Annotated in this window: 13 protein-coding genes; 8 read left to right on the top strand and 5 right to left on the bottom strand. The window is 43.1% G+C overall.

Features of this window, described 5'->3' with window-relative positions:
* The first annotated feature begins 81 nt into the window (after positions 1-81).
* From recA to IEV61_RS15860, 3 genes are all read left to right on the top strand, one after another.
* Positions 82-1,101, top strand: a complete 1,020-nt coding sequence (gene recA / locus IEV61_RS15870) for a recombinase RecA (protein WP_188418021.1) — start codon at positions 82-84, stop codon at positions 1,099-1,101.
* Between the two features lie 269 nt (positions 1,102-1,370).
* The gene (locus tag IEV61_RS15865) at positions 1,371-2,210 is read left to right on the top strand and encodes an oxidoreductase (protein WP_188418020.1); all 840 of its coding nucleotides are present in this window, start codon (positions 1,371-1,373) and stop codon (positions 2,208-2,210) included.
* 89 nt (positions 2,211-2,299) lie between these two features.
* The gene (locus tag IEV61_RS15860; protein WP_188418019.1) at positions 2,300-3,334 is read left to right on the top strand and encodes an aldo/keto reductase; all 1,035 of its coding nucleotides are present in this window, start codon (positions 2,300-2,302) and stop codon (positions 3,332-3,334) included.
* 86 nt (positions 3,335-3,420) lie between these two features.
* On the opposite strand, the gene IEV61_RS15855 is transcribed toward IEV61_RS15860, so the two are convergent.
* Positions 3,421-3,591 carry a hypothetical protein gene (locus tag IEV61_RS15855; RefSeq protein WP_188418018.1) on the bottom strand — a complete coding sequence of 57 codons (171 nt, stop codon included), beginning with the start codon at positions 3,589-3,591 and terminating at the stop codon, positions 3,421-3,423.
* Positions 3,592-3,601: 10 nt separating this feature from the next.
* On the bottom strand, positions 3,602-4,603 hold the full coding sequence (gene tsaD, locus IEV61_RS15850) for a tRNA (adenosine(37)-N6)-threonylcarbamoyltransferase complex transferase subunit TsaD (protein ID WP_188418017.1): 1,002 nt from the start codon (positions 4,601-4,603) through the stop codon (positions 3,602-3,604).
* Between the two features lie 119 nt (positions 4,604-4,722).
* On the opposite strand from tsaD, the gene IEV61_RS15845 reads away from it, so the two are divergent.
* Positions 4,723-9,105 (top strand): translocation/assembly module TamB domain-containing protein, encoded by a 4,383-nt coding sequence (locus tag IEV61_RS15845; protein ID WP_188418016.1) that lies wholly within the window; start codon positions 4,723-4,725, stop codon positions 9,103-9,105.
* Between the two features lie 99 nt (positions 9,106-9,204).
* Here the strand turns inward: IEV61_RS15845 and nth are convergent, their stop codons facing one another.
* From nth to IEV61_RS15830, 3 genes are all read right to left on the bottom strand, one after another.
* Complete coding sequence (gene nth / locus IEV61_RS15840) at positions 9,205-9,972, bottom strand: endonuclease III (RefSeq protein ID WP_188418015.1); 768 nt, start codon at positions 9,970-9,972, stop codon at positions 9,205-9,207.
* 52 nt (positions 9,973-10,024) lie between these two features.
* A complete protein-coding gene (locus IEV61_RS15835) occupies positions 10,025-10,225 on the bottom strand; it encodes a hypothetical protein (protein WP_188418014.1) in 201 nt (66 codons plus the stop codon).
* Between the two features lie 92 nt (positions 10,226-10,317).
* Complete coding sequence (locus IEV61_RS15830) at positions 10,318-10,902, bottom strand: RNA polymerase sigma factor (RefSeq protein ID WP_188418013.1); 585 nt, start codon at positions 10,900-10,902, stop codon at positions 10,318-10,320.
* Positions 10,903-11,438: 536 nt separating this feature from the next.
* Between IEV61_RS15830 and uvrA the strand changes: the two genes are divergently transcribed.
* The 4 genes from uvrA to IEV61_RS15810 all read left to right on the top strand — a co-directional run bounded on the left by uvrA (position 11,439) and on the right by IEV61_RS15810 (position 16,185).
* Positions 11,439-14,279, top strand: coding sequence for an excinuclease ABC subunit UvrA (uvrA, locus tag IEV61_RS15825; RefSeq protein ID WP_373867852.1), 2,841 nt, complete (start codon positions 11,439-11,441; stop codon positions 14,277-14,279).
* Between the two features lie 82 nt (positions 14,280-14,361).
* Positions 14,362-14,523, top strand: a complete 162-nt coding sequence (locus IEV61_RS15820) for a hypothetical protein (protein ID WP_188418012.1) — start codon at positions 14,362-14,364, stop codon at positions 14,521-14,523.
* A gap of 358 nt (positions 14,524-14,881) precedes the next feature.
* The gene (locus IEV61_RS15815; RefSeq protein ID WP_188418011.1) at positions 14,882-15,679 is read left to right on the top strand and encodes a M90 family metallopeptidase; all 798 of its coding nucleotides are present in this window, start codon (positions 14,882-14,884) and stop codon (positions 15,677-15,679) included.
* A gap of 23 nt (positions 15,680-15,702) precedes the next feature.
* Positions 15,703-16,185: a DinB family protein gene (locus IEV61_RS15810; RefSeq protein WP_188418010.1), complete on the top strand. Its 483-nt coding sequence runs from the start codon at positions 15,703-15,705 to the stop codon at positions 16,183-16,185.
* Positions 16,186-16,187: the final 2 nt, after the last annotated feature.

Raw genomic sequence — 16,187 nt, 5'->3', positions numbered from 1 at the left:
ATTAAAATAATTAAATATATTTTACTAATTTTTTTAGCAATTAAATATTAAACCCTATATTTGTTATACAAAATAAATAAGATGAGTAACGCAAGCGCAGATAAATTAAAAGCTCTTCAGCTAACATTAGATAAGCTGGAGAAATCTTACGGTAAAGGCACCATCATGAAGCTTGGTGATACCACCATTGAGCCTATTGAGGTTATCCCTACCGGCTCACTTACACTCGACCTGGCTTTGGGTGTGGGCGGTTTACCTAAAGGCCGTGTTATTGAAATTTACGGTCCCGAATCGTCGGGTAAAACTACCTTGGCTATTCATGCCATTGCAGAAGCGCAAAAGAAAGGTGGCATTGCAGCCTTTATTGATGCCGAGCACGCATTTGACCGTTTTTACGCCCAAAAATTAGGTGTAGACGTAGAAAACTTATTGATCTCTCAGCCCGATAACGGCGAGCAGGCCCTTGAAATTGCAGATAACCTGATCCGTTCGGGAGCTATAGATATATTGGTGATTGACTCGGTAGCAGCCCTGGTACCCAAAGCTGAGATTGAAGGAGAAATGGGCGATTCTAAAATGGGTTTACATGCTCGTTTAATGTCGCAGGCCTTACGTAAGCTTACCGGTACCATTAGCAAAACCGGATGCTGCTGTATATTTATTAACCAGTTGCGCGATAAGATAGGTGTAATGTTTGGTAACCCCGAAACTACTACCGGTGGTAACGCCCTTAAATTCTATGCATCGGTACGTTTGGATGTACGCCGTATATCACAAATTAAAGATAGCGATGAAGTGTCGGGTAACCGCGTAAAGGTGAAGATCGTGAAGAACAAGGTAGCCCCTCCGTTCCGTTTGGCTGAGTTTGATATTATGTTTGGCGAAGGTATTTCTAAAGCCGGTGAGATCATCGACTTAGGTGTAGAACACAGTATTATTAAAAAAGCAGGTTCGTGGTTTAGCTACGGCGATAGCCGCTTAGGCCAGGGCCGTGATGCCGTAAAACAATTGATTCAGGATAACCCTGAACTGATGGAAGAGCTGGAAAACAAGATTAAAGAAGTAGTAACCGGCGATAGCCTGGCTATTGAAGCTGAATAAGTTTTAGTTTTTAAATATTGATGGAAGCCGCTTTAGCAATAAAGTGGCTTTTTGTTTACGACTTTTGTTGAAAACCCCTCCCTGCCCTCCCGAGGGAGGGAATTAATAGGATTGAAATGTAACTTTAAAGTACCCTCCTTGGGGAGGGTAGGGAGGGGTTTTCAAATGCTCCTCAATCTATTATCCCTTCAAACATCCTGATAAAACGCTGACAAACAATTACCCATACTTGTGTTGTTTTAAAACAAACAAATAGTAAAAACACTATCATGAGTAAAGTATGGTTTATAACAGGCTGTTCTACCGGTTTTGGCCGCGAATTAGCTAAAGAGGTTTTAGCCTCAGGATACCGTGCTGCCGTAGCGGCACGTAATACCGATGATGTAAAAGATATTACCGAAGCATACCCTGATACGGCCATAGCCGTTAAGCTGGATGTGACTAAAGCGGATGAGATCAAGGCTGCTGTCACAGAAGTTCAGGAAAAATTTGGACAAATAGATGTATTGGTTAATAATGCTGGTATAGGTTATTTTGGTGCCATTGAAGAAAGTGAAGAGGAAGAAGTGCGCCGCATGTTCGAGATCAATTTTTTTGGGTTAGCCAACGTGACCAAAGCTGTGTTGCCGGTATTAAGAAAACAACGCAGCGGCCACATTCTTAATGTAGCTTCTATTGGCGGTTTAGTAGGTTTCCCGGCGGTAGGTTTTTATAACGCAACCAAATTTGCGGTTGATGGTTATTCCGAATCGTTAAGTAAAGAGCTGGCCCCATTGGGCATCAAAGTAACGGTAATAGCTCCAAGTGGTTTCCGTACCGATTGGGCTGGGCGTTCGGCAAACAACAGCAAAGTGGTAATTGACGATTATAAAGAAACTGCCGGTGCTAACAAAGACAGCATCCGTGGCTACAGCGGCAACCAGCCTGGTGATCCGGTTCGCGCAGCTAAAGCCATGATCAAAGCCGTTGAGTCTGAAAATCCACCGTTGCGTTTACTCTTAGGCGAAGCCGCCCTGAAAGGAGCCCGTAATAAAATTGAGCTGCTTAAAAAGGATTTTGATGCCTGGGAGGAAACCACAGTAGGTGCTGATTTTCCGAAAGGGGAGTAGCCCAACCCTCCCCGGGAGGGAGCTTAAGAATAAACATACGTAAAAATAATCAAAAGTCCTCCCTCCCGGGGAGGATTTAGGAGGGGCTTATGGAATACAGACAATTAGGCGGCTCGGGTTTACAAGTGCCCGTGCTAAGCTTTGGTACCGCCACCTTTGGTGGTACCAATGAGTTTTTTAAAGCCTGGGGCAGTACCCAGGTAGAGGAGGCTAAACACTTGGTTAACCTTTGTATTGATGCTGGCGTTAACTTTTTCGATACGGCCAACATTTACTCTCAAGGTGCATCTGAAGAGATTTTGGGTAAGGCTATAGAAGGCATCCGCAACCGGGTAATCCTATCTACCAAAGCTACTTTCCCTATGGAGGGTGAAGGGCCAAATAATTTCGGTTCGTCGCGCTATCATTTAATTGAGCAGTGTGAGGCCAGTTTGCGCCGCTTAAATACCGATCATATAGATATCTATCACCTGCACGGTTTCGACGGCAATACACCTGTAGAGGAAACCTTGAAGGCTTTAGATGATTTGGTAACCGCCGGTAAAATACGTTATATTGCCTGCTCTAACTTTTCTGGCTGGCATTTAATGAAATCGCTGTCGGTTTCTGAACGATACGGCTGGTCGAGGTATATTGCGCATCAGGCTTATTATTCTTTGTTAGACCGTGAGTTTGAATGGGAGCTAATGCCGCTAGGTATCGATCAAAATGTAGGCACCATTGTATGGAGCCCGCTATCATCTGGCCGCTTGAGTGGTAAGTTTCGCCGCGACAAACCTCTGCCCGAAAATAACCGCATGAGCCAGGGTGGTTCGCACGGACCGGCTACCGACTTTGAACGGCTCTATAAGATTGTAGATGCTTTAGATGAAGTTGCTGAAGAGACTGGTAAATCGGTAGCGCAGGTATCGCTCAACTGGTTATTGCAGCGTCCAGCCGTTGCCAACATCATTATAGGTGCCCGCAATGAGGAGCAATTAGTGCAAAACCTGGGTGCAGTAGGTTGGAACTTAACCACTGAGCAAGTGAAAAAGCTGGATGCTGCCAGCGATCGAGATTTGATTTATCCATACTGGCACCAACGCCAAAATCCACAATTAAATCCACCGCCTAAATTTTATTAAATGAGGTGTATTAACAAGGAAAGCCGCTAAATTTAGCGGCTTTCCTTGTTAAAAGACTTGACCTTAATTGTTAAGGTAAAAGGTGGTTACTTTCCGCCTGTACGCACGTACATATATACTATACCGGCTATAACCATTACAGCAAGTACGATAAGCCCGGTAATGCCTTTGCGTTTATCTTGCTTCATGATCCATACAAGCAAGCCAACCAAAGGAACTACAAATATCAGCCAGAAAATTAAAGATGGTATGCTCATGTATATATAATTAAAACGGCATGCGGGCCAGCGGTGCCACATGCTGATCGGTAAAATCGCCTTGTAAATATTTATAGTAGCCGGCTACGGCAATCATGCCGGCGTTATCGGTGCAATATTGTATAGCAGGGATGAAAGTGTTCCAGCCGTGTTTGGCCCCCAGTTGTTGTAACCCTAACCGCAAACCTGTATTTGCAGATACACCTCCCGCCAGTGCCACATCCTTAATGCCATAAGCATGTGCGGCCTTGGTAAGCTTATTCAGCAAGATGGTAACAATCCGTTTTTCAACCGAGGCGCAAATATCGTTCAGGTTTTCGGCAATAAAATTAGGGTTCTTAGCTACGTTATTTTGGATGAAGTATAAAATGGAAGTTTTCAGACCGCTAAAGCTAAAGTTATATCCCGGTATTTGAGGTTCGGGAAAAGGATAGGCATCGGGGTTACCCAGGCGTGCATGTTTATCAATTAGAGGGCCGCCGGGATAGGGCAGGCCTAATATCTTACTGGTTTTATCCATGGCTTCGCCTGCGGCATCATCCTGCGTTTGGCCCACGATTTCCATGTCAAAATAATCCTTCACCAAAACTATTTGTGTATGTCCGCCCGAAACGGTCAAACATAAGAAGGGGAATGTTGGTTTAGGTTCATCAATAAAGTGTGCCAGTATATGGGCCTGCATATGGTTAACTTCGATTAAAGGCAGGTTTTTTGCCAGCGCAAAAGCCTTGGCAAACGATACGCCTACTAATAAAGAACCTAAAAGGCCCGGTCCGCGAGTAAAAGCTACCGCATCAATATCATTTTTACGTATTTTTGCGTTAATTAGAGCTTGTTGCACAGCCGGAACAATATTTTGCTGATGAACCCTCGAAGCCAGCTCGGGCACAACGCCCCCGTAAGCTTCATGTATAGCCTGGTTGGCAATGATGTTACTTAACATCACACCATCCGAATATACAGCAGCCGAGGTGTCATCGCAAGAAGATTCGATTCCTAAAATTACAGGCACTTTTTACAGGGGTTTAACGCAGCAAAATTATTAAAAAAATACTCAAAATAGCGCTTGTTATCGTACTCATTATACTGCTCTTTGTCAGTATAGTGTTATTACTTTTTCAATATAAGCCCGTGCAAACGTGGGCTGCCCGCAAAGCCACTAATTACTTATCAAAAGAGCTGCATACCAAGGTAGGCATCAAAAGCCTGTACATTAAACCGTTTTCATCGGTAGCACTTGAGGATTTTTATGTGTTGGATAAACAGAAGGATACCCTGCTGCATACGCCGCTGCTTACCGTAGAACTTACTGGTTTCTCGGTTTTCAACAGCATTAAGCAGCGCCAAATAGAATTTAAAAATATCCAGCTGGATAATGGTTCATTCTACTTAAAAAAGCAGAAAGACAGTACCACCAACCTGCAATTCATCATAGATTATTTTAGCGGCAAGCCCGATACGGTTAAAAAAGTAAGCAAGCCCTGGACTCTTAACTTCGAACGTATTGCTGTAAATAATTTGCGTGTACGTTATAAAAACATGTTGAAGCCTGTGCCTACACCGGGGGTAGTAAACTTCGATGATTTAGATGTAAGTCACTTTAGCACAGTGCTAACGGGAATGGATCTTAAGAATCACATTTTTAAGGGTAACCTGCAAAATTTAACCTTGCAGGAAAAAAGCGGTTTTAAGGTAAACAACCTTACCGTAAATGCCAGCATTGATACCAACCAAATACTGCTGCAAAACCTGCTATTGGTTACACCCAAATCGCATTTGAAAAATTATTTCAGAATGCGCTATAAATCTTTCGGTGATTTTAGCGATTTTGTGAACAAAGTAGTGATGGATGCAGAGATGAAAAATTCTCACCTTTCATCAACAGATATTGGTTATTTCACTCCCTCTTTAGGTAAAATCAATTTTGAGTTTGGTATTAACGGCCGCGCCAGCGGGTTGGTGAACAACATTAAAGCGCGCAATCTTACCGTTACTACCGCGCAGGCAACTTATCTTAAAGGTAACTTCAATTTAAAAGGTCTTCCCAATTTTGAGCGAACCCGCATGGAGCTCGATTTTGAGCAGTTGGCGACGAATAAAAAAGACCTTGATAATTTATACAGCCATTTTACAGGAACGCCCAACCGCCATGTGCCCGAAGTTATGGCTAAGTTTGGTAACATCAGCTTTAGCGGCAAATTAACAGGTACACAAGATAACTTTTATACCAAAGGAACCTTTAAAACACTGCTTGGCCGTTTAGACCCCGATGTTTATTTGAAGATCAGCAGTAAAGGTGTACCCTCTTACAAGGGTAAGTTAGGCGCCACCAATTTTGATTTGGCTAAACTGCTGGATAACAACACTCTTGGGCGCACTACTATGGTAGCTACGGTGAACGGAAGCGGCGATGCGATAAGAAATTTATCGACCACTTTGGGCGCTAAGGTAAATTATATTGATTTTAAAGGTTACCGTTACCAAAACGTAAATGTGGATGGCAGCTTTAAAAATCAAATAGCCAAAGCCAAGATAAATGTAGGCGACCGCAATCTTAAGCTTAACCTGAATGGTAACGTAAACCTGAACAAGAACCTGCCGCAATACCAGTTTACTGCAAGCATACGCGATGCCCACCTCAATAAATTAAAGCTGGTTAAAGACACGCTGACCCTGAGCACCGATATGAGCACCAGCTTTACCGGTAATAGTTTAAATAATTTGCAGGGCTTTGTGAGTTTGCACCCTACCCGGGTTACCACACCGCATGATAATTATATAGTTGATTCGCTTAAATTAACGGCTGTAGGGTTAGACAGTAACCGCACCATCAGCCTATTGTCTGACGTGGCCGACGGGAGCATTAAAGGTACGTACGACCTAACCACATTGCCTTCTTATTATAAAACCATTGCCAAAAAATACATTCCGTCGTTAAAAACCACTATCTATAAACCGGGACTGCAAAACTTCGAATTCAGGCTGAAGCTCAAAAACCTTGATCCGTTGCTGCTCATTTTCATGCCCGATTTGAAGATACCTGAGGGAGGAACGTTTGTGGGCAGATTTAATTCAAAAAACAGAACTGCTACCCTAAGCGGACTCATCCGTACGGTAAAATATGGTAAAATGGTATTCCATGATTTTATTGTGGATGAAAGCACTGCCGATAGTTTGCTTAACCTCAACTTATCATTAAGCCGGGTTGACCTGACCGACAGTTTGTACATAAAAGACATTAACATTACCAATTTTTTGCGTAACGACAGCCTTAATTTCAACGTAAAGCTGTCTGATAAAAATGCAACTAACCAGTTGGATCTATACGGTTTGGTGGAGTTTGGGCGCGATACTACAGCTAAACTCAAATTACTCCCCAGCGAGGTAATACTCGAGCGCGAATCATGGCGTTTAACTGAGCAGGTGCGTATTCGTTTGCTCAATGGTAAAACCCAAATACAGGGTTTCGAGCTTTCAAATGGTGAGCAACAAGTGCGCATTGATGGTTTTATTTCAGACAATGTACAGGATAAGCTTAAAGTGGAATTTGAAAAATTCCATGTTTCTACGCTCAATCAGCTCACCAAATCGGCCGGGGTATTGTTGCGTGGCTCGCTTAATGGCGAGGTTAATTTAACTTCGGTGATGAAAGCGCCCGGTGTAGATGCCAATTTGCGGGTAGACTCGTTGGTGATGAATCAAACCATGGTTGGTGACCTAAAGATAGTTTCTGATCTTGATAACGAGCGTAAGCGCGCAAACGTTAAGCTCAATATTTTAAACCGCGGTCTTGAAACGCTGAACATTGCCGGGGCTTATTACTTAAATAAGGAAACCGGGGACAAGCTCGATTTTGACGTACGCATGGATCAAACCGAGGCGGTTATTTTTGCACCATTCATCAAAAAACTGGTTTCTGATGTTAAAGGAACCATATCGGCCGATCTCAAGTTAACAGGCGCCCCCTCAAACCCAAAACTTAATGGTACCATTACCCTGGCCAACACCGGCGTAACGGTTGATTATTTGAAGGTGCCTTATATCATAAATGATAAGGTGACGGTTACCAACAGCATCATTAAAATTGATGATATGATATTGAGCGATCAGCGTGGAGGTAAGGGCACAGCAAACGGAAGTGTAGATCTTTCCGATTTTGCCACGCCAATATTGGATATACACGTTGTGGCTCAAAACCTCATGGCCCTTAATACCACCTTTAAGGACAACCGCTTGTACTACGGTACGGCCTTTGGCTCGGGCAACTTTAGCTTTACCGGGCCCATTGACAACATGAAGATTGATATTACGGCCAAAACCGAGGATGGTACCATATTTAACATACCGCTCAATACATCGGCAACGGCAGGGGAGTACGATTTTATACGCTTTGTAAGTCATAAAGATTCTACCCATTATGTTACCAATGCTAACCGTTTTAAAGGTGTTACACTGAACTTCGACCTCTCGGCCGATGAGAAGACGGTAGTGAAGATTACGACCGACCTGGGTGTACTGGAAGGCCGCGGTACGGCAAGGGGATTAAAGCTCAACATCAATAGCCTGGGCGATTTTGATATGCGTGGTGACTTCCTCATCTCCTCGGGCCGGTTCGATTTTACAGCCAAAAACTTCATCAGTAAAAACTTCCAGGTTAACCAGGGTGGTACCTTACGCTGGACGGGTAACCCTTCTAATGCGGAGATCAACCTGCGGGCTACTTATGAGTTGCGGGCCAACGTATCAGATCTATACACGGCGGCAGGCTATAACTCGCCCGATCAGAAACAGGAACTGGTACAGGCACAGTTAATACTTACCCGCACGCTGTTACAGCCTGCCATTGAGTTCGATTTTAACTTTCCGCTCAACCCGTCTATTAAAGACCAACTGGGTACTTACCTGTCTGATGTAAATAATCGTAACCAGCAGGCTTTAAGTTTAATTGTACGCCGGCAGTTTGCCCCGGGTACCGGTTCAAATATTAACGAGCAGGTAATGGGTACGGCCAAGAATGCTGCAAGTGAGTTTATATTTAATAAACTCAACAGTTACCTGGCACAATCAACCAGTTTTAAAAGCTTAGACTTAAACATACGTTCACAAAGTGATGCCAGCGCCTCGTTACGCTTGTTTAAAGACCGTGTGGTTATTAACGGCAGTTTGTATAGCGCAACAGGTAGCGGCAACCTGTTCAATAACTCATCTAACCTGTTCAACTCCAGAAACCTCACCTCCGATTTGGGTGTGGAATACCTTATAAGGCCTGACGGGCAGCTGCGTGCACGCTACTCTTACCGGGTACTGAACAATTACCAGTTGTTAGACAATGCCAATAATGAGCAAAATGTGCAGTATGTTAACGGCTTGGGCTTAATTTACCAACGCGATTTTGACAGTTTCAAGGAGTTTTTCAGGAACCTGTTCAGAAAAGGCGCCTCTGCACCTAAACCCACAACGACGGGTACAACTACAGTACCGGTTGTGGTTGACGATCCGGATGAAGATAAGTAAGTACTATTTCTCAGCCCTTCGTAGCAAAATCGGATAAACGGAGAAATGGGTAACAGGAATATACTGCTGCCTTTTTGCATAACAGTGCCTATATCAAGATTAATTAATAGCGGGTTTTATTGCAGTGTCTTCTGTTTGAACTTGGGGCGAAATCTTTACTTTTTTTGCTCCGGCTGCTTTCACCACTTTGCCCTTGGCCACTTTAACGGTTTTGCTAAACACCAACGCAGCTTTACCACTTTGGTAATACTTACAAAAATGAGTAAGCGGGCACACTTCGCACTTAGGCCGGCGGGCCAGGCAAATATAGCGGCCATGTAAAATAAGCCAGTGATGCGCCATACCTAAAGTGGCCTTGGGCAAAAATTCTACCAGTTGCTTTTCTACCGCCAGCGGGGTACGGGCATTAGTAGTTAAGCCTATGCGGTTACTTACCCTAAACACATGGGTATCTACTGCTATAGCCGGTGCATCAAATACTACCGAGGCAATTACATTAGCTGTTTTACGACCAACACCGGGCAGCTTTTGCAGGTCATCTAAATCAGAGGGTACCTCGCCGCCAAAATCGTTCACCAGCATTTTTGCCATACCGGCCAGGTGCTTGGCTTTATTGTTAGGATAGCTAACGCTGCGTATATAAGTGAAAATTTCGTCGGGGTTTGATGCTGCCAGGTCATAAACCGTAGGAAAGCGCTCGAACAGGGGAGGCGTAACCTGGTTTATACGTTTATCGGTACATTGGGCCGATAAGATAACGGCTACCAGTAATTCGTAAGGACTGGAATAATGCAGTTCGGTTACCGGGTTGGGTTGATTTTTTGAAAAGTAATCAACAAATAACTGGTAGCGTTCTTTCTTTAGCATTGGGATGCAAATATAAAAAAAGCCCTGTGGTGACAGGGCTTTGAATTTCTTTTTAACGCAAACTCTTTGAGTAGTTGAGCAGCTTTTCGATGGTTTGCTGCTGCGGCTTCACTTGTAAAGCATCCAACTCTGTGCGTATTGAGTGATGAAATATCAGCTCATCAGCATCCGCATATTCTGTTACCTCTAATCCCTCAACCATAGCGTTACTGTTAGAAAAAGTGTTTAAAAAATTTGTAGAAGTTTCATCCATAAGCTTTATAGTGTGTGTGTTTGACACTTATAACGCCCAAATGTTTATGAATATTTTAACTAATGAAATAAAAATTTCATATTTTTTCTACGTTAGTTCTTTAAACTCAATTCTTTAGTCTGCATCATTTTACGCAGGTTATTTAACGCATAGCGCATACGGCCCAGGGCAGTGTTAATGCTTACCTCGGTAACGTCGGCAATCTCCTTAAAGCTCATGTCGCCAAAGTGGCGCATAATCAATACCTCTTTTTGCTCGGCAGGCAATAAGTGAATTAAGGCTTTTAAATCTTTATGGGTTTGCTCGCGCACCATGCGGTCTTCGGTGCTTTCGTCGTAATTGCCCAAAACTTCAAAAATATCAAAGTCGTCGCCCCCGTTAACCAATGGCGTGCGCTTTTCGCGGCGAAAATGGTCAATAACCAAGTTATGCGCAATACGGCTCACCCAAGGCAAAAATTTACCTTCTTCGTTGTATTTACCTGCTTTAAGTGTGTTGATAACCTTGATAAAGGTATCCTGAAAAATATCCTCGGCCAGGTATTCATCCTTAACCAGCAAATAAATGGAAGTATATATTTTAGATTGGTAGCGCCGGATCAACTCAACCAGGCCCCCTTCCTCGCCGGCTATATACAGATGGATCAGATCTTGATCACTCTTCAAATTAAAATCCATAGAACTTCTACTTTAAATCAATTAATGTTTAAAAAAACTAAGTTTTAAGTAAAGTTCTATTCTATAGGGGTTCCTCTTAATTACTATATCAAATAAAATAAATATTGTGTTAATATGCAAATAATTTATGCAGTTGAATGTTATAACACACTAAAATGACAAATTGGTAAAACGTACTCAAGACCCCTTCCCAAACCAACTTTACTTACAATAATTTTTATGATAATTGGTTATATATACGTAGCATGATGCATTATTGTAACGTATGCACGTGAATGTTAGACTCACACTTGCACTATAAGGTTTAACGCTTACGCATATAAAAAGATGTAATTTGAGAACTTTCTTAAACCTTTTAGGAGTTGATTTGCTGAATGTTAGAGTGCAAACCAAATAGCACTTTATTAAACACAAGTTATTTGGATAATGCTAAACATTTTAGGATTTTTGCAACTCTAAAAATAAGTTCTTAGGTAAAGCAACGATAGGGAACATGCTACTCAACATGGCAGGCTAAGTATCGGCTAAATTAAACCATGGACTATGGACTGATACTCATGTTAGAAACTGAAAAAGACGCGCAAAGGCATATCATCATTAAAGGAGCAAGGGTTCATAATTTAAAGAACCTCGACATTGCCATACCTAAAAACCAGTTGGTTGTTATTACAGGTATGTCGGGCTCGGGCAAATCCTCCCTGGCATTTGATACGCTGTATGCCGAAGGGCAGCGCCGCTACGTAGAAAGCTTATCATCTTACGCGCGCCAGTTTTTAGGCCGTATGAACAAGCCCGATGTGGACTACATTAAGGGCATAGCGCCTGCAATTGCTATTGAGCAAAAGGTGATTACCAGTAACCCGCGCAGTACGGTGGGTACCAGCACCGAAATTTACGATTATTTGAAACTGCTGTTCTCGCGCATTGGCAAGACCATTTCGCCGGTATCGGGTAAGCAGGTAAAAAAAGATACCGTGACCGATGTGGTTAACTTTGCGCAAAGCATGCCCAAAGATACACAGCTCACGATTTTGTGTCCGCTGCATCCGCATAACAACCGTAGCTTAAAAGAAGAACTGGCCGTATTGATGCAAAAAGGCTTTGTGCGTGTTGAATACAAAGGCGAAGTTCAACGTATTGAAAACGTGCTGGAAGATACCGCCATCGGCAACGAAACCCTGGCTGCCGATGATCCGCTGCGCATTGTGGTAGACCGCGTTACCAACAATAGCGAAGAAGAAACCCTGAGCCGCATTGCCGATTCGGCCCAAACTGCATTTTTTGAGGGTAAAGGCGACTGCTACGTAAGATACGCAGATGCGGAGAGCGGAGAGGAAAAGGAGCAATTCTTTTGCGACCGTTTTGAACTGGACGGTATACGCTTTGAAGAACCTACGCCCAACTTCTTTAGCTTTAATAATCCCTACGGTGCTTGCCGCCGTTGTGAGGGTTATGGCAAAATCATTGGCATAGATGAAGATCTCGTGATCCCCGATAAAAGCAAATCCATTTACGATAATGCTATTGCGCCATGGCGCGGCGAAAAAATGGGTGAGTGGAACCAGCAGCTTATTCGCCAGGCCGATAAATTTAATTTTCCTATTCACCGTTCGTACAGCCAGTTAAGCGATAAGGAGAAAAAACTGATATGGACGGGCAATAAATATTTTAGGGGACTGGATGCCTTTTTTAAAGAAATAGAGGAACAAACCTACAAAATACAATATCGGGTTATTTTGTCGCGCTATCGTGGCAAAACCACCTGTCCTGAGTGTCGCGGTAGTCGCTTACGCCCCGATGCTACCTATGTAAAGATAGCCGAGCAATCTATTACCGATATTGTACTAATGCCTTTAAATAAGGCGCAGGCCTTTTTTGATAACTTACAGTTGGATGAGCATGACGGTAAAATAGGGAAGCGTTTATTGATGGAAGTAGGCAGCCGCTTAACTTTCCTGAACGATGTAGGATTAGGCTATTTAACGCTCAACCGTTTATCGAATACCCTATCGGGCGGTGAATCGCAGCGTATTAACCTGGCTACCTCCTTGGGTAGTAGTTTGGTTGGTTCTATCTATGTATTGGATGAGCCGAGCATTGGCTTGCACCCACGCGATACCCAGCGGTTGATCAGCGTGCTTAAATCGCTGCGCGATGTAGGTAATACGGTTATTGTGGTAGAGCATGAGGAAGAGATTATGCAGGCCGCCGATCACCTCATTGATATTGGCCCCGAAGCAGGTACGCATGGTGGTACTTTGATTTTTTCAGGTAATTACGAGCAAATACTGGTTGATGATAACAGCTTAACCGGCAAATACCTAAGCGGTCGTGAAGAAATTGCTATACCTGCGCATCGCCGTAAATGGAACGATTTTATCCAGATCAATGGTGCCCGAGAAAACAACCTGAAAGATGTAAATGCCAAATTTCCTTTAGGGGTGCTTACCGTGGTTACGGGTGTTTCTGGCTCGGGTAAAACCAGTTTGGTGAAACGGATTTTACACCCGGCCCTGCAAAAGGTACTGGGTAATTATTCGGGCGAGCAAACCGGATCTTACGATGGCATTGAGGGCGATTACAGCAAGATAGAATCGGTAGAACTGGTTGACCAAAACCCCATAGGTCGCTCATCACGCTCCAACCCGGTTACTTATGTAAAGGCTTGGGACGAGATTCGCAACCTTTATGCCGCCCAGCCTGCCGCCAAAGCTGCCGGTTTAAAGCCATCGGCTTTCTCTTTTAACGTAGAAGGTGGCCGCTGCGATGTTTGCCAGGGCGAAGGTGAGGTGAAGATAGAGATGCAGTTCATGGCGGATATTTTCTTGCCATGCGAAGCTTGTAATGGAAAGCGCTTTAAGCAAAATGTTTTAGACGTTACTTATCTTGATAAAAACGTATCTGAAGTATTACAGTTAACTATCGACGAGGCGCTGGAATTTTTTGAGAAGGAACAAAAGATCATCAATAAAATAAGACCCTTGCAGGATGTTGGTTTGGGATATGTACAGTTAGGCCAATCGTCTAACACCTTGTCGGGCGGTGAAGCGCAGCGTATCAAGCTGGCTTCGTTCCTCATTAAAGGTAACAACGCCAGTAAAACGCTGTTCATTTTTGATGAGCCTACTACGGGTCTGCATTTTGCTGATATCAAGAAGCTTCTTAAATCATTTGATGCCTTAATTGAACAAGGGAACACCATCATCGTGATAGAGCATAATATGGATGTGATCAAGTGTGCCGATTGGGTAATAGATATAGGTCCCGGTGGTGGCGACCAGGGTGGTACCCTGGTATTTGAAGGCTTACCCGAAGATTTAGCCAAGCAAAAGAAAAGTTACACCGGCCAGTTTTTAAAGGAACGGTTGGGGAAATAGAAATGGAAAGGCACAAAAAATTGTGTCTTTTTTTTGAACTGTAATTTTTAAAAGCCGTCAACGCAAATCAGTATATTTGAATATGGGAAAGTTAAAGCAAACCAAAAATTACGCAGTTCCTGGTGCGCCTATGACTCAACAGGAATTTGAGTTGATGGTGCAAGAGGCAGATAAAGGGCCTTTCCATTCCATAGAAAAGGTTAAAGAAGTCATTGATAAATGGAAGTTGAAGAACGCGAAGTAGTTGTTAGTAATTTAGCACTGCAAAGCTTAGAACAAATTTATGAGTATGGCATTGAACCCTTTGCCATTAGTGTTGCAAATATTTTCATATAGGAATTATTTACCAGGATAGCCCAACTATCAAAGCGGTACCATTATATCCAGAATGCCGCTACCTTCCTACAAAAACCCAAATTTATAGGAACCTGATTTTTGGAAGTTACTTAGTGATATACAGAATCACTTTGAAGAGAATTGAAATTCTTAATGTATTGCATAGTAGTAGAAGCATTTCAGTTATTAAATCGGCTAAGAAGGTAACATTTTAAAGTTTTGCTTGTAGTATTACAATGCCTGTTAAGTAGGCATCTGTTGTACTTATGACATCATTCATCATCATAGCCGTAATCATAATCCTATTGCTTGCCTTTCTCGCATTACGTTTATTTGGAAAGAAGCAAGCTACACAACCCGCCAGTCAGCCGCTCGAAAGCAATTACAAAAACTTACTCAACCAACACGTAGCTTTTTATCAAAAGCTGGATGATGCTGGTAAAGCAAAGTTCGAATGCATGATTGCCGACTTTATCGAAACCATACGCATAGAAGGGGTGGGGCTCGAGGTAGACGAACTTGACCGTGTGCTGGTAGCCTCAAGTGCGGTAATTCCTATATTTGGTTATAACGAATGGAGGTATACTAATCTCACTAACGTAATTTTATACCCCGATACTTTCAACAACGATTTTCAGTTTGAGGGCGAAGATGGAAGCCGCAATATGCTGGGGATGGTAGGCTCGGGCTTTATGAACGGACAAATGCTGTTGTCGCGTGCCGCATTGTTAAGCGGTTTCTCTGCATCCTCCGGTAAAAATAATACAGGCATTCATGAGTTTGTGCATTTATTAGATAAGGCAGATGGTGCCACCGACGGCGTGCCCGAACACCTGTTACCACATGAGTATGCCACACCATGGCTTAAAATGATGCACCAGGAAATTGAGCGTATTGAAAAAGGGAAATCTGATATTAACCCTTATGCCGCTACCAACGAAGCTGAGTTTTTAGCCGTAGCTTCCGAATACTTTTTTGAAAAGCCCGATCAGTTAAAAACCAAGCACCCCGAATTATATGAACAATTAAGCCTGGTATTTGCACAAGACCTTGCCGCTAAGTAGCTTTGTAAGAAGTTATCAACCGCATGCAAGGACTCACTATTTTAAAGCACCAATACCGGATGATTCGCAGTTCGCGCGAGGTGGTTTTAAACTTTGCAGCGCTGCATTTGTCTCCGCAATTACAGGCACCTGTTGCTGAGTTTACTGGTAAGTCGGTTGCTTACCTGCTGGTACACAATGCTAATGTTTACATTCACTGGCTGGCTAATTTTGCCATGCAGCTCAACGTAACCTACTTTGAAGCGGACGAGTTTTGGAATGTAGAGAGCATTAAAGCTTTGTATGATAATGTAGACCAATTGGTCGACGGCTTTTTAAATACCTACGAAGAACGATTAGATACCATAGTGAACGGCACTACTATTAGCGGTCGCACAGCACAATCTACGCCGTTGGAGTTGTTTACTCATGTTATTACGCATGAGTTTCATCATAAGGGGCAAATTCTAAGCATGTTCAGGCTATTAGGCCATGAGCCGCCAGATGCAGATGTGATCAGGTTTTAAGG

The sequence above is a fragment of the Mucilaginibacter galii genome, from assembly GCF_014635825.1.
Classification (GTDB): domain Bacteria; phylum Bacteroidota; class Bacteroidia; order Sphingobacteriales; family Sphingobacteriaceae; genus Mucilaginibacter; species Mucilaginibacter galii.
Note: the sequence above shows the minus strand (reverse complement) of the source record. Positions and strands in the feature narration are given on the sequence as shown.